Source organism: Candidatus Obscuribacterales bacterium (assembly GCA_036703605.1).
Classification (GTDB): Bacteria; Cyanobacteriota; Cyanobacteriia; order RECH01; family RECH01; genus RECH01.
Window position 1 is genome coordinate 1 of record DATNRH010001225.1, and the last position, 20,023, is coordinate 20,023.

The 20,023-nt window shown below is 51.2% G+C and carries 24 protein-coding genes; 3 read left to right on the top strand and 21 right to left on the bottom strand.

Features of this window, described 5'->3' with window-relative positions:
- The first annotated feature begins 345 nt into the window (after nt 1–345).
- The 3 genes from V6D20_25275 to V6D20_25285 all read left to right on the top strand — a co-directional run bounded on the left by V6D20_25275 (nt 346) and on the right by V6D20_25285 (nt 3,074).
- On the top strand, nt 346–2,028 hold the full coding sequence (locus V6D20_25275) for a hypothetical protein (GenBank protein HEY9819094.1): 1,683 nt from the start codon (nt 346–348) through the stop codon (nt 2,026–2,028).
- Between the two features lie 53 nt (nt 2,029–2,081).
- On the top strand, nt 2,082–2,495 hold the full coding sequence (locus tag V6D20_25280; GenBank protein HEY9819095.1) for a DUF3310 domain-containing protein: 414 nt from the start codon (nt 2,082–2,084) through the stop codon (nt 2,493–2,495).
- A gap of 183 nt (nt 2,496–2,678) precedes the next feature.
- Nucleotides 2,679–3,074, top strand: a complete 396-nt coding sequence (locus V6D20_25285; protein ID HEY9819096.1) for a hypothetical protein — start codon at nt 2,679–2,681, stop codon at nt 3,072–3,074.
- 612 nt (nt 3,075–3,686) lie between these two features.
- Here the strand turns inward: V6D20_25285 and V6D20_25290 are convergent.
- From V6D20_25290 to V6D20_25390, 21 genes are all read right to left on the bottom strand, one after another.
- Nucleotides 3,687–4,226, bottom strand: coding sequence for a lysozyme (locus tag V6D20_25290; protein ID HEY9819097.1), 540 nt, complete (start codon nt 4,224–4,226; stop codon nt 3,687–3,689).
- 169 nt (nt 4,227–4,395) lie between these two features.
- Nucleotides 4,396–4,686, bottom strand: coding sequence for a hypothetical protein (locus tag V6D20_25295; protein ID HEY9819098.1), 291 nt, complete (start codon nt 4,684–4,686; stop codon nt 4,396–4,398).
- A complete protein-coding gene (locus tag V6D20_25300) occupies nt 4,670–5,074 on the bottom strand; it encodes a hypothetical protein (protein HEY9819099.1) in 405 nt (134 codons plus the stop codon). Before V6D20_25300 ends, V6D20_25295 begins: the two co-directional genes overlap by 17 nt.
- A complete protein-coding gene (locus tag V6D20_25305; protein ID HEY9819100.1) occupies nt 5,074–5,697 on the bottom strand; it encodes a hypothetical protein in 624 nt (207 codons plus the stop codon). The genes V6D20_25300 and V6D20_25305 overlap by 1 nt, the downstream gene beginning before the upstream one ends.
- A 13-nt stretch (nt 5,698–5,710) precedes the next feature.
- Nucleotides 5,711–6,499: a hypothetical protein gene (locus V6D20_25310; protein ID HEY9819101.1), complete on the bottom strand. Its 789-nt coding sequence runs from the start codon at nt 6,497–6,499 to the stop codon at nt 5,711–5,713.
- Nucleotides 6,496–6,993 (bottom strand): hypothetical protein, encoded by a 498-nt coding sequence (locus V6D20_25315; GenBank protein HEY9819102.1) that lies wholly within the window; start codon nt 6,991–6,993, stop codon nt 6,496–6,498. The genes V6D20_25310 and V6D20_25315 overlap by 4 nt, the downstream gene beginning before the upstream one ends.
- A 1-nt stretch (nt 6,994) precedes the next feature.
- Nucleotides 6,995–9,865, bottom strand: a complete 2,871-nt coding sequence (locus V6D20_25320) for a phage tail protein (protein ID HEY9819103.1) — start codon at nt 9,863–9,865, stop codon at nt 6,995–6,997.
- A gap of 410 nt (nt 9,866–10,275) precedes the next feature.
- Nucleotides 10,276–11,097 carry a phage BR0599 family protein gene (locus tag V6D20_25325; protein HEY9819104.1) on the bottom strand — a complete coding sequence of 274 codons (822 nt, stop codon included), beginning with the start codon at nt 11,095–11,097 and terminating at the stop codon, nt 10,276–10,278.
- Complete coding sequence (locus tag V6D20_25330) at nt 11,094–12,182, bottom strand: hypothetical protein (GenBank protein HEY9819105.1); 1,089 nt, start codon at nt 12,180–12,182, stop codon at nt 11,094–11,096. The genes V6D20_25325 and V6D20_25330 overlap by 4 nt, the downstream gene beginning before the upstream one ends.
- 61 nt (nt 12,183–12,243) lie before the next feature.
- A complete protein-coding gene (locus V6D20_25335; GenBank protein ID HEY9819106.1) occupies nt 12,244–14,244 on the bottom strand; it encodes a hypothetical protein in 2,001 nt (666 codons plus the stop codon).
- The gene (locus V6D20_25340; protein ID HEY9819107.1) at nt 14,237–14,536 is read right to left on the bottom strand and encodes a hypothetical protein; all 300 of its coding nucleotides are present in this window, start codon (nt 14,534–14,536) and stop codon (nt 14,237–14,239) included. Before V6D20_25340 ends, V6D20_25335 begins: the two co-directional genes overlap by 8 nt.
- Before the next feature lie 38 nt (nt 14,537–14,574).
- Complete coding sequence (locus V6D20_25345) at nt 14,575–14,979, bottom strand: hypothetical protein (GenBank protein HEY9819108.1); 405 nt, start codon at nt 14,977–14,979, stop codon at nt 14,575–14,577.
- Between the two features lie 90 nt (nt 14,980–15,069).
- Nucleotides 15,070–15,987 carry a phage tail tube protein gene (locus V6D20_25350; GenBank protein ID HEY9819109.1) on the bottom strand — a complete coding sequence of 306 codons (918 nt, stop codon included), beginning with the start codon at nt 15,985–15,987 and terminating at the stop codon, nt 15,070–15,072.
- 9 nt (nt 15,988–15,996) lie between these two features.
- Entirely contained in the window at nt 15,997–16,422 is a 426-nt protein-coding gene (locus V6D20_25355; GenBank protein ID HEY9819110.1) for a phage tail terminator-like protein, read from the bottom strand.
- Nucleotides 16,419–16,856: a hypothetical protein gene (locus V6D20_25360; protein ID HEY9819111.1), complete on the bottom strand. Its 438-nt coding sequence runs from the start codon at nt 16,854–16,856 to the stop codon at nt 16,419–16,421. The genes V6D20_25355 and V6D20_25360 overlap by 4 nt, the downstream gene beginning before the upstream one ends.
- Nucleotides 16,844–17,431: a hypothetical protein gene (locus V6D20_25365; GenBank protein ID HEY9819112.1), complete on the bottom strand. Its 588-nt coding sequence runs from the start codon at nt 17,429–17,431 to the stop codon at nt 16,844–16,846. The genes V6D20_25360 and V6D20_25365 overlap by 13 nt, the downstream gene beginning before the upstream one ends.
- Before the next feature lie 3 nt (nt 17,432–17,434).
- Nucleotides 17,435–18,073: an FkbM family methyltransferase gene (locus tag V6D20_25370; protein ID HEY9819113.1), complete on the bottom strand. Its 639-nt coding sequence runs from the start codon at nt 18,071–18,073 to the stop codon at nt 17,435–17,437.
- Entirely contained in the window at nt 18,070–18,690 is a 621-nt protein-coding gene (locus V6D20_25375; protein ID HEY9819114.1) for a hypothetical protein, read from the bottom strand. Before V6D20_25375 ends, V6D20_25370 begins: the two co-directional genes overlap by 4 nt.
- The gene (locus tag V6D20_25380; GenBank protein ID HEY9819115.1) at nt 18,672–19,037 is read right to left on the bottom strand and encodes a hypothetical protein; all 366 of its coding nucleotides are present in this window, start codon (nt 19,035–19,037) and stop codon (nt 18,672–18,674) included. The genes V6D20_25375 and V6D20_25380 overlap by 19 nt, the downstream gene beginning before the upstream one ends.
- Nucleotides 19,037–19,501 carry a hypothetical protein gene (locus V6D20_25385; protein HEY9819116.1) on the bottom strand — a complete coding sequence of 155 codons (465 nt, stop codon included), beginning with the start codon at nt 19,499–19,501 and terminating at the stop codon, nt 19,037–19,039. Before V6D20_25385 ends, V6D20_25380 begins: the two co-directional genes overlap by 1 nt.
- Before the next feature lie 6 nt (nt 19,502–19,507).
- Nucleotides 19,508–19,894: a hypothetical protein gene (locus V6D20_25390; protein HEY9819117.1), complete on the bottom strand. Its 387-nt coding sequence runs from the start codon at nt 19,892–19,894 to the stop codon at nt 19,508–19,510.
- Between the last annotated feature and the right edge of the window lie 129 nt (nt 19,895–20,023).

Genomic DNA, 20,023 nt, shown 5'->3' on the forward strand with positions numbered 1-20,023 from the left:
ATGAGTAAGATTGGTCCTAATGGACCTATCAAACGTGAAGATGGTAAGGTGCTAAAGGCTGATACCTACCGTAAACCTGACCTGAGTGACCTAGTATAAGAAAGAACAAGAATGAACAACTACCTTCCTACTGACTACCAAAACTTTATTGCTACCAGCAGGTATGCCCGATGGCTGGATGACGAACAACGGCGTGAGACTTGGGCTGAGACTGTTGGCCGATACATTGAAAATGTTGTGATGCCTAAAACTGAGGGCCTTTCCTTTGAAGATACAGGCGGGTTGTCTGTAGCAGATATTGAAGGTGCAATCCTCAGTCTGGAAGTCATGCCCTCCATGCGAGCCATGATGACCGCTGGGCCTGCTCTTGAGCGTGACAACACCTGTGCCTACAACTGCTCCTACCTTCCTGTGGATGACCCTAAGTCCTTCGATGAGGCTATGTTCATCCTTTTGTGCGGGACTGGAGTGGGCTTCTCTGTCGAGCGTCAGTTTGTCCAGAAGCTTCCTGAAGTTCCTGAGCAGATGTTCAAGAGCGACACTACCATCATGGTGAAGGACAGTAAGGAGGGGTGGGCTAAGTCCCTACGCCAACTGATCGCACTGCTCTACAGTGGGGAAATCCCCAAGTGGGACGTGTCCAAGGTTCGCCCTGCTGGTGCCAAACTTAAGACCTTTGGTGGTCGTGCCTCTGGTCCTGGTCCACTCGTGGAACTGTTCAACTTCGTAGTTAACATCTTTGTCAATGCCAAGGGACGTAAGTTGTCCTCTATTGAGTGCCATGACATCATGTGCAAGATCGGGGAGGTGGTTGTCGTAGGGGGTGTCCGTAGATCCGCTATGATTAGCCTCAGCAACCTCTCTGATGATAGGATGAGACATGCCAAGAGTGGTCAGTGGTGGGAGAATAACCCACAGCGGGCACTGTCCAACAACTCTACCTGCTACACTGAGAAGCCCGACATGGAGACTTTCCTTCGTGAGTGGACTGCTCTGGTGGAAAGCAAGAGTGGTGAGCGGGGTATCTTCAATCGTGTAGCCAGTAAGAAGCAGGCCGCTAAGAATGGTCGTCGTGACCCTGAGTGGGAATTTGGCACAAACCCCTGTAGCGAAATTATCCTGCGGCCCTACCAGTTCTGCAATCTCACTGAGGTTGTGGTTCGCGCTACTGATACCCCTGAGACGCTGAAGGAGAAGGTGAGGCTTGCTACGATCCTCGGGACGATCCAATCGACCTACACTCACTTCCCCTATCTGCGTAAGGTGTGGAAGAAGAACACTGAGGAAGAGCGTCTGCTTGGTGTGTCGCTGACTGGTATCATGGATAATGTCGTCACTAGCCAAGCGACAGAAGATATTCTGGAGGATCTGAAAGAGATTGCTGTTGCCACAAACAAGGAGTGGGCTGAGAAACTTGGTATCCCCGCGTCTGCTGCTATCACCTGTGTGAAGCCCTCTGGGACCGTCTCACAGCTTGTGGACTCTGCCAGCGGTATCCATGCGCGTCATAGTGAGTATTACATCAGGACCGTCCGTGGTGATAACAAAGACCCTCTGACCCAGTTCATGAAGGATGTAGGTATTCCTAGTGAACCCTGTGTGATGAAGCCACAGACGACTACTGTGTTCTCCTTCCCTCAGCGCAGTCCAGAGGGGGCAGTAACCCGTAATGACATGACAGCCGTTGAGCAACTTGAACTGTGGCTGACTTACCAACGTCATTGGTGTGAGCATAAACCATCTGTGACTGTCACCGTAAGGGACCATGAGTGGATGGAAGTGGGGGCCTTCGTCTACAAGCACTTCGATGAGATGTCGGGGGTATCCTTCCTACCCCACTCGGATCATACCTATCAGCAGGCTCCATACCAGGAGATTACCAAGGAAGAGTATGACGAATGGGTATCCCGTATGCCTGAGCGGATTGACTGGACCAAACTGGCAGACTATGAGAAAGAGGATACCACTGTGGGTATGCAATCTTATGCCTGCTCCGGTGATGTTTGTGAAGTGGTAGACTTGACATAAACAAAAACCCACCCTAGTTAATACCGGGGTGGGTTCCATTTGGAGGATACTATATGTCTAAATTTAAGGTTGGTGATCGGGTCGTCTCAAGATCGCCACAAACTATATTGCTGGAATATAAGGGTGTGGAGGGCCAAGTTAAACAAGTCTTTGAAGATGGGACTATTACTATTGTCTATCCTGATGGTGTCCTTCAAGTTGGATGTATATATTTAGACGACCTGCACCATCCCGGCAAAGATAACCAGGGATATGATCCCGTCAACAAACCAATCCACTACGGATCGGGTAAGATCGAGGCAATCGAGTATATCGAGGATTTCCTGACCAGAGAGGAATACATCGGATACCTTCGTGGGAATATCGCCAAGTATATGCACAGGTTCCGATACAAGAATGGGGTGGAGGACTTGCAGAAGGCTCAGTGGTATCTGGGCAGGTTGATTGAGACAATGAGGGACGCTTGATGTTAGCACTAATCATTATCGCATGTGGCTTCGGCCCTAACACACCAGGCACTCTTGATGGTTGTGCCTTGATCTTTGGTTCAGCACCTTACAGAGAAAGTTCAGAGTGTGAACGTGCCTACCGTCTGTATGAGGAAGCAGTCAGGTATGGTGATGTAAGGCTTCCACTAGGAGGCTACCTACATGGACACATCTGTGCTGACATTCCTATGGAAAGTTGAGGGTCATGATATGATAAAGGTCTACCTAGGTGGATTTACTGCGTGGGCCACAGAGGATCGGTATGGCGGTGGCGTAACCAATGAGTTTGAGTTAACCCCCTCTCCAGAACCTACCTACGTGTTTGCGGCATATGACAATGGAGGTTATGAGGGGGATGCTGTAGTTATTATATCGGAAGATGGGGAAACCTTTTCTGTTGTGGAGGGGAGCCACTGCTCTTGTTACGGGTTGGAGGGCCAGTGGTCAACCACAGAACATGGTGTGGAAGAAGTACTCCGCATGTTTTGTGACCGAGAATACGGGGCTGCGAATGAATACAAAACTGAACTGGTGCAATGGCTGTTTCAGTTTAATTGATATGGCAGTTACCTATAAGAAAAGCCCCCTTGGATTTCTCCTTGGGGGCTTCTTTATTGGCAACCTTTGTCAAGACCCGCTATGAGCCTGGCACCAGTGACGGTTGATACTGGTCCACCATCTTCCAGAAGTGCGTCTGCATGTCTGTCTGATAGGGGTTGTAGTCCGTCACATAAGGCATCCTTACTTGGACTGCCGATCCCGCAACCACTCACGAGCAGCATCAGGGTCATCAGGGATAGAGTCTGCACCCTCATTGATGCGTCTCCTTGTGTCTATGTAATCTTGTATCTCCGTCTCCAGCTGGTCGATACGCTCCTGCATACGCCTTTCGGTATCCCACCGAATATACTGGATCGTTCCAAACAAAGTCAAGCCAGCAGCCAAAGCAATTGCCACAATGCGACCAACGGTTGAACCAACAAGAATCCTCATTAGCCACGTCATTTGTCACCCTTCTCAGGGGCTGTCCAGGAGGCCCAGAAGCCCACAACAGCCATGACCAAACCAACTACCATCTGCCAGTAGATGTCCTCTACAACGCCTCTTGCAGCCAGCAGGGGGCCTAGTGAAGTCATAAGGTGTCTGAACGCACCTTGAACCTTCGGGTCTTTAAGTCTTTCCACTACGACCTCCATTCAGGACTGTAACGAGGAAGTTCACGATCAACTCCCATATGCTCTTGCTGTCTTTCTCAGGCTCAACCACAGGAGTTCTGAACAGTTCCAACTCAGCCTCCCTGCGTAGAACCAAACCCCTTAAGGTCTTTCCCTTAGCCTTGTTCCACCACAGCATAGCCTCACCAGCTTTATCAGTCTCACCGGCATTAAAGAACCTCAGGGCAGAGGATTGGATGAAAGCAGGGGAACCAATGTTGTAGGATAGGGATACGAACGCCCCAAACTGGTTCTCGTTGATGGGGGCATGGATATGGGGGCGTATCTCATCGGCAAACTTCTCAAGGCCAAGGCGTAGGTATTCCTCTGCCTGAGCCTCCGTGATGGTCATACCGGCGCGAGGGGTAATCCCAAGCCCAGCCATAGCAGTGGTGCCATAACCAATGGTCCACACACCTACAGAGTCTTGGTAGGCCTCCAGACGTAACCCCTCAAACCTCTTGACCAGATCGACTGTTGCCTGGTTGATAATCATTCAATCCCATCCTTGAGGTATGCACAGGTTTCCGTGTCAGCCTCAACCTTTGTGTCGCAGGTCTTATTCTCAGACGACCACATAGCCCATATCGTAATGAGTATGAGCAGTATGTTGACCGGATCTCTCAGGTGCCTTTTAATGGTTCTGGTTGTTGCCGGTGGGGATGTCATTTCTTTCTCCCCAGAAATCCCCTTATTGACTCGATTATGAACTCCCGGTCAGAGAAGATCGAAGCAATCAAGTCAAAGACAAGATGTCCGAAAGAGGTGATAACGACTGCCCAGAACGTCTCAGACCGACCGAAGTGGTCAGCAGCATCCGCAGACAAGGTATAACCTAGCCCGGCTGAGATTACTGCGATGATAATTCTGGTGATAAGGGGCTTTTCTCTGTTACGCTCAATCACGACCAACGCACCCACAACCAGAGCAATCCAAAATTCAGTCGGCTTGCTCATTCCGATACCTTATCCATATGCCAACAATGAAATGAATCGAAGCCAATATCAAAAATGGCATTGCAGACCACAGGTTTCCAATTATGTCTCCTGTGCCTATGTTGACTTCCTTGAAGGTGTATAGGACACCGCCAGCACCATAGCCAGCGACAAACACTGTATCCTCTATGGTGTCTGCCCCTTGCCACCTTTGGTGTGAAGTCTCAAAGTAGAGATAGGCCACCAGGATAGAGAACCAGACGGGTCCACGGACAGGGAACTCACCAAACACCGCAAGGTATGCCATGCAGGCTACGGCAGCAAAAAACATGCCGAGGGCAATATGACCAGATTGGTTAGCAGCCCAACCATTCCAATCCTTCTCGAAGTTAGAGGGGATAACCCTCATCACGTCCTCCTTTCAAGCGCCCCCACGCTGTCTAGATATTCTTCAACGGTCATCCTCTTGAAGCACATCAGGTCCGTGTCCCTTGTGCAGTTGATAACCTCTACGCCTTTTCTCCTGAGTATCCCTGCTGCCTTGTCCATGCAAGTAATCCACCACTTGATCGTGGAGGGTCTGGATTGATACATACCTTGGGGGTGCCTACCAAACCAGTGATTGCCGGGATCTTTGTAGTCAAAGCCAAGCAGGACGATGTTCTTGACGCCCCACATGACCATCAGGTTGATTGCTTGGAACCCACTATTGCCACCGGAACCCACAGCATCCCCAGAGAATATGAGGTTCCTGGTCCGGTCCACATGAATTGTGTGGCAACCGGGGTGTTCATCGATGCCTATGATCCTCATGCCCGTGAAGGCTTCTGGTGCTGGTCCTTTAGTGTCCCACCACCTCTTGTCGCAAGCATACAGAACATCAGCCCAAGGGGCCAACTGGTAGGTGTCGTTGATGACCACTACCTTGTGGGTTCCCCTGAAGGCTTCTATATCTGTTTTGTTTTGGCTTGGCCCTGAAGCTGCAATAACAACAGATTCTTTAGACCAGTCGGGAAACCAATCTTGTTTCATCTCATCTAGATTACTATAGTCCAGCCTTACCTTGCATCCAAGTGGTCAGGTTAGAAATCTCGGTGCTGGTCAACTCTCTGTCGATTGCCCCGCCACCGTAGAACTTGCCTGTCATGTAGCTGGCCGGGGATGGTTCATAGAACAGCCAAATCCTGACGTTTGTGGAGATCCCGCCACGGGCTGTCCCGCTGTCAATCAGGGTCCCGTCTTTGTAGCCGGAGGCTGTCGTGCTGCCAGCGGTTATTATCGCCGTTCTTGTATCGGGGTCTTGCTTTGCTGAGTAGTCAAGGGTTTCATTGAGGCCAGAGGGGTTGTAAATAGAAAACCGGTTCGGAGTGGTTCTGGTGTCACCGGCTATATTTATCCTGACGAAGTTAGTTGTTTCACTGGCCTCAGCGATGGCGGAGTTGAGTGTATTGTTTTCTGTTATCTCATACCCGACAAAAAGGCTGCCACCACTGGAACTGAATACCTTTGTCGAGCCTGGGCTAGTTGACAGGCGGTCATTGGAGCCATCGAACAGAAGCCAGTGCAGCGTCCCGTTCGTCTTGTAGACCGGCGGGTTGGTGGCCTCAGTCATATGGTTGGCGTTGCCGCTTAGATCGTCCATGCGGCGAACAACCTGCCCATCGGCAGTCACAGGGGTTGTCGCTGCCGTGTCCTGCCAGAGCGTTGACAGGTCACTCGGGTCATACAGCCCCCCAAACTCACCGCCGCCAAAAAGGCTAACAGGATCAAAAGCCGGTGGGACAAAATCACCAGCACCCCTAAGAAGCCCACTCCTGTGAAGGAATATGCTCACGAGATACCCCCAACGATAACCCATTCATCAGTGGCCTTCTTGTGTGCAGAGACAGCCGTGTAGTTGCCTTCCACGTTCACAGAGCCAGCAGACGTACCATTGACTGTTACACCTGTGTCACCAGTTATGATCAACTTGTTAGCAGGGCTGGCCCCACCATTGTCCTCCAAGACAAAGTTAATGATCGTTCCCACGGGAAATGCGACAGAAGCATTGGTTGGGATGGTGCAAGTGATGTCAGCCAGCGGTGAGCCAGTAATACTGACATACTTGATCTGAGAAGCATCATCCAGTGCAAGGGTGAAGTTGGCTGTCTCATCCGTATGGCCTACGGTAGAACTGGAGCCAAGGTTGCTCTGCCTGATAACCTTAGTGACATAGGTTTCAGGAGATGTCCCTTGCGGCTCTGAAATCTCAAAGAGTTCATCGCCAGTCGGTGTAGTGACTTCAAGTGAAGGAGATTGACCCAGCAGGTCAGAGATTTTAACGCCCATATTAACCCTCGGTAATTCTGATTATACCATCTTCCGTCAGACGAACCTCTCCGTCCTCAGTGATACGCCAATCAACGTAAGGCACATCAACATAGGGGGAGGTCCAGCTATCGTATCCATCCCTGACAGCAGTTACTTGCAGCCTGATTGTGTCAGTGTCAGCAGGGATGCCACTTGTGTATGTCGCGGAAGACAGTGATTTCGGAGTAGAGACTGAACTTTCGGTGTTGTAAGGAGAACCACCAACCACACCGTCAATGATGGAATAGTAATCCAGACGGTAGGTTGTACCCGCTTCCTCGGTGATTGTAGCGTCATCATAGTCTACAATGTTGGAGGTAGTCTGGGTCAGTCGGTTCCTGCCAACCCAAGTGAGTTCGGACCCATCAAAGATAGTATCTGTTGGTTCATACAGAGTTTCCCACTTCAAGTCATTTGCGGGATAAGGTCTGATAGCCCGGTTGGCAAAGACGATATTCTCTGTGGTAGCACTTGCGAGGGCAAGCTGGTCCGTTCCAGTCCTGGTCCTGATCTTTACGTCAAGTTCTTCGCTGGCGTTGTACTCCTCTGTGCTGGACACAGCATAGTCCTGCCAGAAGATGATATACTCACCCGCTGCATGTTCAGTGGGAACAGTGTCCAGTGCCCCACGACCAATAGTGGCCCCAGACTCAGAGACACTATCCACACGGACAATCTCATCACCGATCTGTGCAAGTGTTCCAGCGACAACCTCAGACACCCTCCGTTGGGAACTGAAAGTCAAGGTTGTCTCGGTGGGATCTTTACCTACAGCAGCCGACAGGACCGCATATGGGGCAAAGTCAAGGAACTCCTGCTGTGTGTACTCGACAGGGCTTGTGGCCTTGTCATCCACATAGATACGGGCACCAGTGTGACCATTACCGGGGGAGCCAGCAGCCACTTGCAGGTAGCCAACAGTAGGGTCATCCGCCAACAGGCTGTCAGCCTCAGTGTCGCCAACCTGCCTGACAATCTCGTAGTAAGGTGTCTCCTGAACGATCCTTGCGGGGCTATCGAGAGCAGTCCTTCTGAGGGGATCAGTCGGTCTGGCATCTGGATCAATGACAGCAGTCTCCCCAAGGGAGAATACGTCCTGCACGAAGATAACAGTAACCTGGTTGTTCTCACCGTCACCAACATCAATGTCGAGAACCCGCATGACTTCACCGTTCAACCCATAGTCGGTTGAAGTGAAGGAAATAACATCGCCGGGGTTTAGTCGGGATGCCTTACGGGTCAGGACTGCGGTTCCCTTCCACTTGGGAACAGTCATGGACCTGACGTTGGAGTGAAGAACACGGCTGGCTAGGGATACCTTGTGTATCCAGGTGGCATCAATAGTGGTGGAGATAACCTTACCAACATCCCTGATAGATGCGGGGTTAGTCTCCGTCAGGGTGGCCTTCTTACGGCCCTTCCTGTCGGTATACTCAAGGGTGATGTAGTTGGGTATCTCATGACGACGTTCTTTCTGTATCTCCATAGAGATAATGTCATCGTCAGTGAAATACGTGATGTCACCAGAACCATAGTCATCCCTGATGAGACGCATATGGAACTTGCCATCAGACCTATCTACATAGACTTCAGCACCGATATGCTCCTGGACCCTGTTGATGAGTTGCAGGGGGTCACTCTCATCAGGCGACCACTCACCGGACAAACCAAAGAACTCAGAGAACAAGGTATCAGCAGCTTCAGTGAAACTGGTGTCGTCTACATCCGCTTCAGGAAAACCAAGCCCCCACCTGTCATTGGTGATAACCTCACGAATGATGTGGGCAGGGTTCATGTCGTAGATGATAGGGTCTGTTCTATCCCCAGTTGTAAACCGGAGTTGAATCCTTACATCTTTAATGAACGCTAGTTCACCGCCCGCAAACAGGATACGGAACCTTGGGTTTGCCAGAGAGGCATTTAGTGGTATCCAGTCCGAGTCATAGGTCGTCCAGTCATAGCCGTTTGAATTGACAGGTACGTTTATGAAGTTGGTTCTGGACCCACCAGACGTTTGCCAGTAGTCTATCTGCGCCCCAAACCCAGAGGATTGTTCTGTCTGCGCTAGGTCACAGACCATCCTGAACTCGAGGGCCTCGTAGGGTAGAGGAACGTAGTTCTGAGGCACGACACCAAAGACTGCTGTTCCACCCCCAAAGACCTGCTCAGGACGGATCATGAACCCATCTTCACCAGTATCCAAGGCAACGGTTTGACCATTTACAGTGATGTTCTGGGGAACAGTAAAGGACCGCTGGATGTCAGCGTCAAAACGGAACCACGTCAAGGGGGATGTATATTCACCATCAACCCCGCGCTCACCAAGGATTACGTTGTTACCTGCAACAGAGGGCTCCGTGGAGAACGGACCAATACCACTGTCGACAAACACAGTCCCAATGTCGTTGGGGATGCTGTCACTGATGATCTTAGATTTGTCGGTATACCACTGAACAGTTCCGTCAGACTGGTAATCAATGCGCTGAATAGTAACAGACCAAGGCTTCAGGTAGGGGTTGTTGCCCCAGTAGAAGTCCTTGAACACAAGGCTGGAGACACCCCTGTAGGCAGGGCTATTGGCATCCTGGTTGGCTACAAGGAAGGCATTAGGCGTCTGGGAGGGAAGTCCATCAAGAACGTCCACAGCACCAGAAACACCACCCTCACGGTCCTCACCACCGAAGAGTTCCGTTGCATCTACAGTGAAGGTAGTGACTACAGAATCGTTAATCCAAGCCTGACGGTCATCAACCCGAAGGTCAAATATCTTGTCAATGACGCCCTCACACATTACTGCATGGACATCAAGGAAGTGCTTGTAGCCAATAGTTTGTGAACTACTCTTTCCCATACTTCCTGTTCACTACCTTTATTGCTTCACTGTCGCCTGTGTCTAGCAGGGTCTGAGCGTCAATTCCGTTCTGGCAGAAGTCAACCCAATCCAGACCATAACGCTTGAACCAGAGTCGGGCACCTTTAGAACAGAGCCTCCCTTTGTCGTCGTATAAGTCTGATCGGTAGATTATCACTTCTTGCCACCTTTAGCCTTGATTGCCACTAGGTCCAGATCATCCCACCACACGACAGAACAATCCTTTCGCTCAACTGTCCCAAACACCACCTTTAGCGCCCTACCCTCAGAGGAATTAGGTATCTGCAAGTCCTCAAACTTGGTCCTCTGCGGGGCCTGAGGCTTGGGGCGTAGTAGGATGCTGATGAGAAGGGTAGCGGCATAGATAGCCAACTGGACCCATATGTTCATTAGACGATGCTCCTACCGTCAAATGCACCAATGTTGGGGAAGTATGGAAACCCACCAAAGTTGTCCAAGTTGCCAAAGGCAGCACAGGAGGTTTGGTTCAGCGTGCAACCAGGTGCTAGTGTGATGGCTTGGTTACCACCGGCGGTAATTGCATCCGCCAGAGCCTCGAAGGGTTCCAGAAGGGTCACTGTAGTCCCACTCACACTGTCGATGGTCCGGTTCTCACCATTGAAGGTAAGGATGCCAGAGTCGTAGGACAGGCTTGTTGGGGCTGCTGGTGTGGTAGTCAGAGTAACAGTGTTACCAGACGTTGCAGAGGCCGTGTAAGGGTCTTGGAAGTCCGCTAGTGTAAGACCACAACCATCACCGTAATGGACCCACCTACAGGTTCTCTGTGCCCGTGCGTGGAGGGTCTGACGGGTAAGGTCCGACATGATGCTGTTGCAGACAAAAACCTTATCGTCACCATTCCTGCGAACCTGCTGGACAATGCCTTTCCAGACGACAGCAAGTTCATCAGTCCCATCGGTCCTGTGGACACGAGAGATGGTAAGGGATACACGAGCAGAACCTTCAGCTTCCATCGTGGAGACTTGGGTATTAGTCCTTGCTACAGTAACCTCAAGTTCCTGACGCTCCAGGTTACGGCTGGTCTTGATGTTGCTGTGGTTAATCTCAGATGCAAGGTAGGTATTGCCACCATACACTTCGTCATTCTGAGAGGCTGCAAGGTAAACAGTGGACACACCATTACGAGCAAAGGTGTATAGGTATAGCGGTTGTCCGTCTGCTACGCTATCTTCTTGTGCATTGTAGGTCAATCGGGAACCTCAATCGTAGAGAGTGAATGAATTGAGTATCCGTTTAGTCGATGCTCAAATGTGATTGTGTCGGTGTTGGAACGAACCTTGTTGACAAAGCAGATGTAGAGAACATCAGCAGGGGCTACAGCGACGCCAAGGGCAGTGATCTGTATGTCCTTGGTGCCGGGGTCATCCCCATTGGTGACGCCTGTAATCTCACGGTAGATACGGGTTCCGTCCCTCAGGAACACCCCTATGTGCCTACCAATATACAGGGTTGTAGGATCACCAACTGTCGTCACGACAATAACCGGATCACCAGAGCCTGCTGACTCTACAAGGTCCAAGTCCCTCTTGAACGTGGGCAACCAGAAGGCTTTCTGCCTACCCTTGTGGGCATGGTAGAACTGCCTGCGGGTCCAGAGGGCGCTGCGGGTTCCATCGAAGAAGTTGATGTTGTTGGTCACTTCGTCATAGTCATACTCGTTAACTGCGACCACCTTGCCATAGGCATTACCGTAGAAAACCTGGGCCTTGCCTATGGAGTTGGGGTTCTCTTGTGCAAGGAAAGGAGTTGTCACAACCCGAAGGCTCTCGTAGGAGTCATAGACAGCAGAGGCAAGATCTGTCTGGTCAACAATCTCAAAGGAGATACCACCACGGGCCAGGTTCCGCTGGAACGGGCTGATAGTGGGCTGCGTCCTGTTGAAGCCAGTCCTGACAGGTGCACAGTAGGCATTGACAAGATCCGTGCCAACAGCACCACTCAGGGTGATGGACGAGGCCCCTACAGTGGTAATATCTACCAGTGCGTAAGTCTCGTCATCTTCCCATACGATAGCCTTACCCAAGGCCCTGTAATCCGCTATGGTAGTGTCCACAGAGATAGAGGTAGCGGCAGAGGCAATGTTACCCACCAGTTCAGCCTCATGCCACACAGGGACATACCACTCTCCACCAGCATTGGAACGCAGAAGTCCATCAGCCCTACCAATCTGATTGTCGTAGAGCAAATGTGAGTAGTCAAAGGACTGCACGGGGTTCTCCCTAAGCGCAATCCTCTGCTCCTTTGCACCAGCCCGAAGGACATCAGTGTTGAACACCAATGACTCTCGGACAGGTTCCTCTGGGAAGAAGGGCCAGACTTCAGGCAATTAAATATCCTCAGCCGTTAAAGGCGACACCAAGCTTCTTGAGACGCTTTACCTCAACCTGCTGGTATCTCGGGTCATTCTTGTACTTCTCTGCGTCACGCTCATCATCAACGATAACCACTGCGACACTGGTTCCCTGCTGCTGGTTTCCATTGGACTTGACGCCAAGTTTACCATCAGACCCACGAGTGAGGGGCATAATGGCTTCAGGCCCAGCCTCACCCATAAGACCCATGCCCTTAGCCATCGGGAACATAACGGGGCTACTCACTACACCACCATTAGCGAAGGGGATCACGTTACCGCCCATGAAAGCATTGCCATTGGCGTTCGGGGTGATACCAGGTATGGCAGTCGGGCCACCAAGACCAAAGGCACCCAACAGGGCATTGACAGCACGAGCAGCAATAGCCTCAGCCATCATCCTACGGATAGCATCAGCGAACTGGAGAACCATCCCTTGAACGCCACTCTCGAACGGGTCAAACAGGAAGTCAGCAAAGGCAGACTGTAGGCTCTTGGCACCTTCTGCAATCGTGGCGTCAAAGTCTTGCAGGCGTTCCAGTTCGGCACGATACTGCTGGATAGGTCCAGCGGTTGCCTTCTGGAATTGCTCTGTGACAAGGCCAAGTGCAGTGGAATACTCAGTCGCGTTGATCTTACCGGCGGCTAGGGCTTCACCAAGAAACTTCTCTTGTTCAAGATACTTTTGATTGGCCGCATAGAGGGGGTCAAGTGCCCCCATCAACCTCTCGTATTCCTCGCGAAGATCCTTTACCTTAGCCGCACTACCAGACCTACCCCTACGGGAAGGGGTGGTTTCGGGCTCATCTCCAGAGGGCACATACCCAAGTTGGGCAAGTAACTGGGCGTCTGCACTACCAGCTAGAGGTCCACCAGGACCGGCTTCACCACGACCACGAGTTCCACTAACTCGAATTGCGTTTGCTGTGCTTGCCTTGTTAACCTCATTGGCCGCTTGGATCGCGGTGTCAGTCAGGCTATTAAGCGCAGAGATGATGGAGTCAAACTTGATAGCGTCAATAGACTCCAGAGCCTCTGCAAGATCAAGTGCTGCCTTCTCTGTTTCCTCTAGAGTAGATGCTTCTTCAAACTGACGATACTTGGCAATCAGATCGACCAAAGTTTCAGAGTTGGTGTCCATCTGCTTTGCAAGGTCATCCAGAACCTGCCTAGCGATGTTTGCCGAATCTCTGGCGGCTACCCTAAGTTGGATGTAGGCTGCTTCAGAAGAATTACCGTATTCGAGGATGTTCTTCTCTGCAATCTCAATAATCTCAATCTGACGCTCAACATCTGCCACAAGACCACCGATTTCGCCAGCCAAGTTTTCTACGGAAGATCGGCGCGTAACTTCAACCTGCCTGGTTCCTTGACGCTGCTGAAGCCCGATAAGCCTCTCAAGTTCATCTGCGGTCCTACCATACTCCATACGCAAATCTTCAGCAGAGGACCTAGCAAGGTCATTGAACCCCCTGAGTCTGTCGGTGGACTCGCTCAGTTTGTCTACGCTTTTAGTGGCGTCATCTGCACCCATCCCCAGCGACAGGAAGGTATTCGCAAGCGCGGTTCCAATAGCAAGACCCGCACCCGCAACAGCACCCCAAGCACCAAAGATACCAAGAAGCTGGGAACCCTGCTGGCCCAAAGCCACTAGAGCATTGGTCCCACCCTGTATCTGAACTGCAAAGTCACCAACCTGGTAGCCTACCTGCTGTAGTCCAGCGGCACCAAACCTCTTGGTTTGAAGTGTGGCCCTATTAACACCCGTGACATATTGGTTCGTTACAGTGTTAAGGCGTTGGGTTTGGACTGCCTGCCTTTGGATACTGTTCGCGGCGGAAGATGCTGCGGCAGAATAACTTTGCGTGGAACGGGCAGCGGTTGCATAAGTTGACCCTGCACGGGAAAGCGTAGCCTGAAGCCGGGTTATACGGTCTTGTGCTGTCTTTACTTCCGTGCTATCAACTGTGATCTTTAGGTCAGCCATTTAGAACCCTTAAAAAGACCGTATCCAACTTTCGTATGGCTTCTATTTCCCATGCCGAGATTGGTGTTTCGGTCAATTCCTTCCACGCCTTGATCTGTTCGTATGTTATCGGGTTCGGTCCGTTCAGTCCTGCTGTTCGGGACTGGTTGAGCAAAATAAAAGCAGACCAGATGTGGGACACTTCGGAAGGGAACTCTGGTCCCATTAATTCCTTCGGCGTCTTTCTGGTCTGCTTTTCTACCTGCTCTAAATGTTCTCGTAAGGTAATACCGCTCTGATCGGGCTTGCTCAACTCGAACTCATGTTCGGCGTAAGACAATAGCCTGTCGATCAGACCTTCGTAAAAACCTGTGCGTTCGCAACAGCCTCCGCAATTTGGTCACGAAGCCAAGGAAGATCCGAAAGAACCTCTTTTGCAGCCTCCAGGCTCAACTTAGGCTTCTTACCACCGTAGGTAATGTCCCATGCGGCGATGGTCTTAGCCTCAAGTTCAAGAGCCTCACGGTCCAGTTTCTCTGCGTCAAGATCCACTTTGCCACGGTTCTTCTGGACTGCCTTCAGCCGGCGGTTCTGAACCTCGTAGCTGGCCTCCTTGAACTCCTTGGAGTGAGGCAGATAAACGGTGATGGTCATTTGAGTGCCATCGTCGTTCAGCAGATCCTCGTCCGTAATGGGGTGCTTGATAAGGACTTCTACAGTATCTTTCTCAGGCTTCAGTTTGGAAAGGTCAGTCATGTCGGGTATCCTATGAGAATTGTCGGGTGCTTTAAGAAATGGGCGGGAGCCACACCCGACAGTAACCCCCGCCCTACCTCACAAGGAGGGTTACGAGGTCCGTGTAATCTGGAGGTTGGTCCCAAGGGTCGAGTCAAAGAGGGCGACAAACGGGATCGTGATTACACGGGACTGTGGGTTCTCAAGCGGCACATCAGAGCCGTTGATCTTGATACGAGGGAATGTGAAGGTGTAGGGGCTAAGTCCGGTCGGATCGTTGACCGAGAACTCCAGTTCAGATTCCGTCTCGTTGAGGAAGCGGTTAGCTAGGCTGGCATCCTCGAAGTAAGCAGTGATAGTCCCTTCAACCTCAGCACGTCCATACTCAAGCTGCGGGGTGCTGTCGTCACCAATAACAAAGGTCGGGTTGAAAGAGTTGTTGATGGTGAAGTCAATCGAAGTGATACTGGTAACAGCGGAGTTGGTCGAGCCAGCATCCTGAAGGAACAGGTCGCCGCTGTAGGCATCAAACGGTTGAGTGGTCGTCAGGGTGTTGAGGGTCTTGCCAGTGCCACTGATCGTCAGATCCTTACCCACAATACCGAAGGTAGAAGTCACCATCTGGTTTGGTGCGACAGAGATGTTCAGGGTGCTAACGGTGCAGCCGGTGAACAGGCGATACTGGGCTACGTCATTGAAGGCATCTTCAATAGAGAAGAACTTCGGGGTAGTCCCAACACCAATAGTGTCGTCAGATGCCCAGTCAGAAAGCATAGCGGCGGCAATGAAGTCATCCCAAGCGCCTTGGCGAAGGTCACCTACAATGTCACCACCAATCTGGCGGTTGCCGTGACGATCCACACGAGGGATACGGTCAGGGCGGATTTCATTACCAGCAACCCGGTCTTTGGTCAGGTTGATACTGTGGGTATTGATGGGGAGGGGCGTAAAGTTGCCAGCCGGAGTAGTGCCGAAAGTCACCTCAGTGATGTAGGACAGGCCGGAACGGGAACCCTGTGCAAAAGCCATTTAGTTCTCCTATTGCGAGTAGATATACCAGCCGATGTTAACAGGAACGTAATACCAGTTAGGAATTGCGATCCCGTTTTCCCGTTCGGCGTAGTCAACGGATACGATGATTGTTTCTGCGGATGCGTTTGTAAAACTGATGTCAGTCGTCGCATCAAATGCAGATATGAGGGTGTCCGCATAATCATCAGCGGCGGATGGACCAGCATTCTCGGGAACGTAGATCAGCACCTGGAAAACACCCAAGTAGCGATTCTGAGGGTCAGAGAAACGAACTGCTGGTCTGCGGCTAGTGAAGATCATGCGGGGCTGCATGTAAGCCGTGTTAGTCGAGGGCCTGAAGGTTACGTTCTCCCAAGCAATTTGAGTGGGGAGATTGGAAGTCTCAGACAACCTCTTTTCAAACGCACCCCTGATGTCATCGTAGATGCTCATTTGAAGTTCTTGTTCCTCGCTTCATCCACGATACGGGTCATCTCTCGGTAAGTAGCCGTGTAAGGTTCGTAACCCCAACGGTATTCAACATCTTGGGCATGTTCAGCGTTATTGTAGATCGTGGCGATGGATTTATCTTCCATTGCCTCAACCTGCTGTTCCATGCGCGCCACGGCAGCCATTTCGTAAGACGACTTGTCTTGGAACCTGGGCCTACCTTCGCTGCTAATACCGGGCATCGAGCCAACTATTCCAGATTCAACGTTGTGACTGTCCATGTAAGCCCCTGTATCCACAGGCGACCACTTAGCTACTTCCCTGGCACCGCCAACAAGAACATCAGACTGGAAGTTCTCTAGGGCAGCCTTTAGTCTCTCTGCCTTGTTGTCTATTCCGGTTTTGTCCGTAACAACTCTAAACATCAGACTTCCCAAGGCTTAGGTTTACCGTGATAGGCAACCACACTGGCACCAGCGGGAATACCCTTACCCCTTACGACATGAACCTTGTAGGAACACACCTCGGGTCCAAACCTCTGTATGGGGCAGTTGCAGAAGTCCCTTATGAACCCTTGGTCGCCCCAACGAGCAGCAGTCTTGTAGCGGTTCATCCAGTCTTGGGGATCGCCCTTGAACACGTCATAGACATTCTCAGGGGCATCACCTGACCAAGCCATTACACCAGAAGCGGGTTGGGCTGGCTTGTAGAAGTCGGAGAGCATCGTGAAGTTGTCTCTGACCAGTGGATCAAGGCTACCAACTACGTCTGTATCAAGGTCCAGGTAGACGACATGACCAGAGAAAAGGCCGGGGCGGAACAGTTCGATCTTTGCCCACCAACCAGCGTAATTGTGCTTGAGTGGGATGGTCTCGCAGTCTAGAGCAAGATCACTAAGACATACGAATCTGGCCCTTGGTTGATGCAGGCCCACTTGAGCCTTGAGTCTGTGCACATGCTCAGGAAGGTAAATCCCACCAGATTTAAGAACTGTAACAACTGTAATATCCATCTCTTAGATAGGAAGGCACAGGAGGTTTCTTTCGTCTGCCTCGGAGTAGACGTATTCGTTCTTTTCCATCCAGTGAACGAGAGACTTCTTGTGAGCCTCAGTGTTCGCCTCAAGGATGAGGGCAGGGCGACTATTGGCTATCAGGTTCTTGGCACCTGACAGGACACTCATCTCGTGCCCCTCTACATCGATCTTGACAACCGAAGCCTCAGTAACCATGTCGTCAAGAGTTACGGTATCAACCTCATACTGACGGGGTGCATGGCAAGTGGCAATCTCAATGGAACCACCGGAAGTCAGGGGAACCTTTGGGTTATACCAGAAGGTCGTCTTACCGGATCTTGCCGACACAGCTACGTTGTGAACCTCGGCATCCACACCATTCAGTTCGATGTTCTGCTGGAGCCTGTTGAACACCGCTTGGTTCGGGTCGAAGCCAACCGCCTTGAAACCACGCTTTGCAGCAGGAATGAGGAACCAACCAGTAGCAGCACCAACGTCAACAAAAGTTCCATCAAGGTGACTCCACAACCATTCAGTCGTAACCTGCTCAAACTTCCGGTTGTATTTACGCTCCCATCGGATAATCATATCATCCTGAGCGTAGAACTTACAGCCGTTGGCTTCGTAAATGTCGGTCATTGTAGTTCCTCAAGCGGTCGGGTAGGAAAGCAAGTCAGGCCAGAACCATTAGGGCCGACATAATTGATAACCTGGACGCCCTTGTTTTTCAGTTGCGTTGCAGCCCTGCCAAATCTCTTTGCCCAAGGCATGTAATTTCCTGCGCCACCAGCCCAACTGTAACCACCGTGGAAGTGCTTAGTGCTACCATCCATCTTCATGTCAAACCCTAGGAGGGAAATTGACTTGGCGTTCAGGAGGTAGGCTACGTTGAGGGCGCAGTGTCCAGAGTTAAGACCTATCAGATATTCGGGGTTATCTGAAAGACCTTCACTTGGGTCGTAGCGAAGGTAAGTTGCTCCCTCTAGGGGAATACAGCCGTCAGGATTCTTTACACATAGGAAGAGGCGGCCAGCATACCCCTTCATATCTTCCGCAGCCCTTGTTATGAATACTCGGTCCACACTGACCAAAGCATCTGTATTCGCTACGAAAGCTGTCCTGTTGGCACCGATGGTGTAGCCCTTCAACCTGGTAAAATCGAAGTCCTTCAGGGATGGGCCACCACCTATTACATATACTTCCTTGTCAGACCAATCACCCTCTACCCTACCAAACTCTATTCTCGGACTTGGCATAGGTAGCATACGGGAGTGCTTGAGTATATCTTGGAGTGGCTGACAATCGTTACACCGTCACCGATACCCGTAATCTTATCGTTCTCTTGGGGTTCGGGAAGGGTGTTACCGGAAGTATCTACCAGAGGGAACACGACCTTGCGATCACCCATCTGGATATTGGTTCCGTCTACTTCGGCTAGTTTGTAGTCGTAGAAATACACCTTGACAGTGTAGTTCGTGGTTGTGTCACCCGATGTGGTACCCGTAGAGGGGTTATAGGCACCTTTGACAACTCGGGTAAACGTCACCGTCTGCCCATGAATGTCGATCAGGTATTTCAGGTCAGCGGGGTTGAATGTGGTCATCAGTCGTAGGACGTATCAAAATCTTCGACTTTACCGGGGTAACGGAAGCGGTCCCTACGGAAAGACGGTTTAACACGATCAGTATTGGCCCTGACAGCCTCAATAGTGGCGATAGAGACGCCGCCGACAGCAAGGCCGAGGGAGGCCCCGTTGTAACGCTGAGAGTCTTGACGGAGTTGGCTGGCTAGTTTCTGGTAGTGCCGGTAGAGTTCCCCGTATTCACCACGGAGGGCACCATCCAGTTCAACAGTCACCTTACGAGCATACTTGGCTGCAATATTAGCGGCGATGTAGGATGCAGCGTTGTAGGTGTTGTTGGAGGTCTGGGTCAGGGCAAAGGTAATTTCCTCGTCCTGAACCTGCTGGTCATTGGTATCTGTGTCACCGACAAGGAGCCTTACGACATTAATCCGACCACTTGCGGTGTCGTTATCCAGGTCGGTAGGGTCGTAACTCCAAGTCATGTGATGTTATTCCATATGTCCGAAGTTTCTACGCCAAGAGCGGATCAAACCCCGCTGCTTGTCAATAATCTTGGATTTCTTGCAGCGTCTGCGGTTGAAGTCCGCATCAGTCTTGGTTTTCTCCTTGACCTTCTTGTTGATCGTACTCACCAGTGAGTGAAGTTGATCCAGGTCAAGTTGCTCAAGTCCATCGCCGACCTGCATCTCACCCTCACGTTCGTCATTGTGGTGGATGAAGCCTTGCAGGTAGAGGCGGTGGGCCTTATCAGTGTCCAGACCAGCCTGTTCCTTCCACTTGAACTCTTCCCCCTGCTTAAGCATACGTCCAGCAGCTTTGAAGGGAACTCTTACGAAGGTAGGTCGGTCATACTGGAAAGGAGTGTGCCGGGTCATATCACTGTTCCTTTGAAGTGGGTGGGACCACTATAGCCCCACCCTATTGTCTTATCAGGCAACGATGCCATTGAAGAAGTAGCCCAGATCGGAGCCAACCACCTTCATATCGTAAGCCCTCTTGACTTC

Excerpts from the sequence above, each read along its gene's own strand:
- V6D20_25285 (HEY9819096.1), top strand. The coding sequence starts at position 2,679 with ATGGACACATCTGTGCTGACATTCCTATGGAAAGTTGAGGGTCATGAT.
- V6D20_25350 (HEY9819109.1), bottom strand. The coding sequence starts at position 15,987 with ATGGCTTTTGCACAGGGTTCCCGTTCCGGCCTGTCCTACATCACTGAG.
- V6D20_25305 (HEY9819100.1), bottom strand. The coding sequence starts at position 5,697 with ATGAAACAAGATTGGTTTCCCGACTGGTCTAAAGAATCTGTTGTTATT.
- V6D20_25280 (HEY9819095.1), top strand. The coding sequence starts at position 2,082 with ATGTCTAAATTTAAGGTTGGTGATCGGGTCGTCTCAAGATCGCCACAA.
- V6D20_25300 (HEY9819099.1), bottom strand. The coding sequence starts at position 5,074 with ATGAGGGTTATCCCCTCTAACTTCGAGAAGGATTGGAATGGTTGGGCT.
- V6D20_25275 (HEY9819094.1), top strand. The coding sequence starts at position 346 with ATGATGACCGCTGGGCCTGCTCTTGAGCGTGACAACACCTGTGCCTAC.
- V6D20_25375 (HEY9819114.1), bottom strand. The coding sequence starts at position 18,690 with ATGCCAAGTCCGAGAATAGAGTTTGGTAGGGTAGAGGGTGATTGGTCT.
- V6D20_25295 (HEY9819098.1), bottom strand. The coding sequence starts at position 4,686 with ATGAGCAAGCCGACTGAATTTTGGATTGCTCTGGTTGTGGGTGCGTTG.
- V6D20_25385 (HEY9819116.1), bottom strand. The coding sequence starts at position 19,501 with ATGACTTGGAGTTACGACCCTACCGACCTGGATAACGACACCGCAAGT.
- V6D20_25370 (HEY9819113.1), bottom strand. The coding sequence starts at position 18,073 with ATGACCGACATTTACGAAGCCAACGGCTGTAAGTTCTACGCTCAGGAT.
- V6D20_25345 (HEY9819108.1), bottom strand. The coding sequence starts at position 14,979 with ATGACTGACCTTTCCAAACTGAAGCCTGAGAAAGATACTGTAGAAGTC.
- V6D20_25390 (HEY9819117.1), bottom strand. The coding sequence starts at position 19,894 with ATGACCCGGCACACTCCTTTCCAGTATGACCGACCTACCTTCGTAAGA.
- V6D20_25380 (HEY9819115.1), bottom strand. The coding sequence starts at position 19,037 with ATGACCACATTCAACCCCGCTGACCTGAAATACCTGATCGACATTCAT.
- V6D20_25335 (HEY9819106.1), bottom strand. The coding sequence starts at position 14,244 with ATGGCTGACCTAAAGATCACAGTTGATAGCACGGAAGTAAAGACAGCA.
- V6D20_25315 (HEY9819102.1), bottom strand. The coding sequence starts at position 6,993 with ATGGGCGTTAAAATCTCTGACCTGCTGGGTCAATCTCCTTCACTTGAA.
- V6D20_25290 (HEY9819097.1), bottom strand. The coding sequence starts at position 4,226 with ATGATTATCAACCAGGCAACAGTCGATCTGGTCAAGAGGTTTGAGGGG.
- V6D20_25320 (HEY9819103.1), bottom strand. The coding sequence starts at position 9,865 with ATGGGAAAGAGTAGTTCACAAACTATTGGCTACAAGCACTTCCTTGAT.
- V6D20_25365 (HEY9819112.1), bottom strand. The coding sequence starts at position 17,431 with ATGGATATTACAGTTGTTACAGTTCTTAAATCTGGTGGGATTTACCTT.
- V6D20_25355 (HEY9819110.1), bottom strand. The coding sequence starts at position 16,422 with ATGAGCATCTACGATGACATCAGGGGTGCGTTTGAAAAGAGGTTGTCT.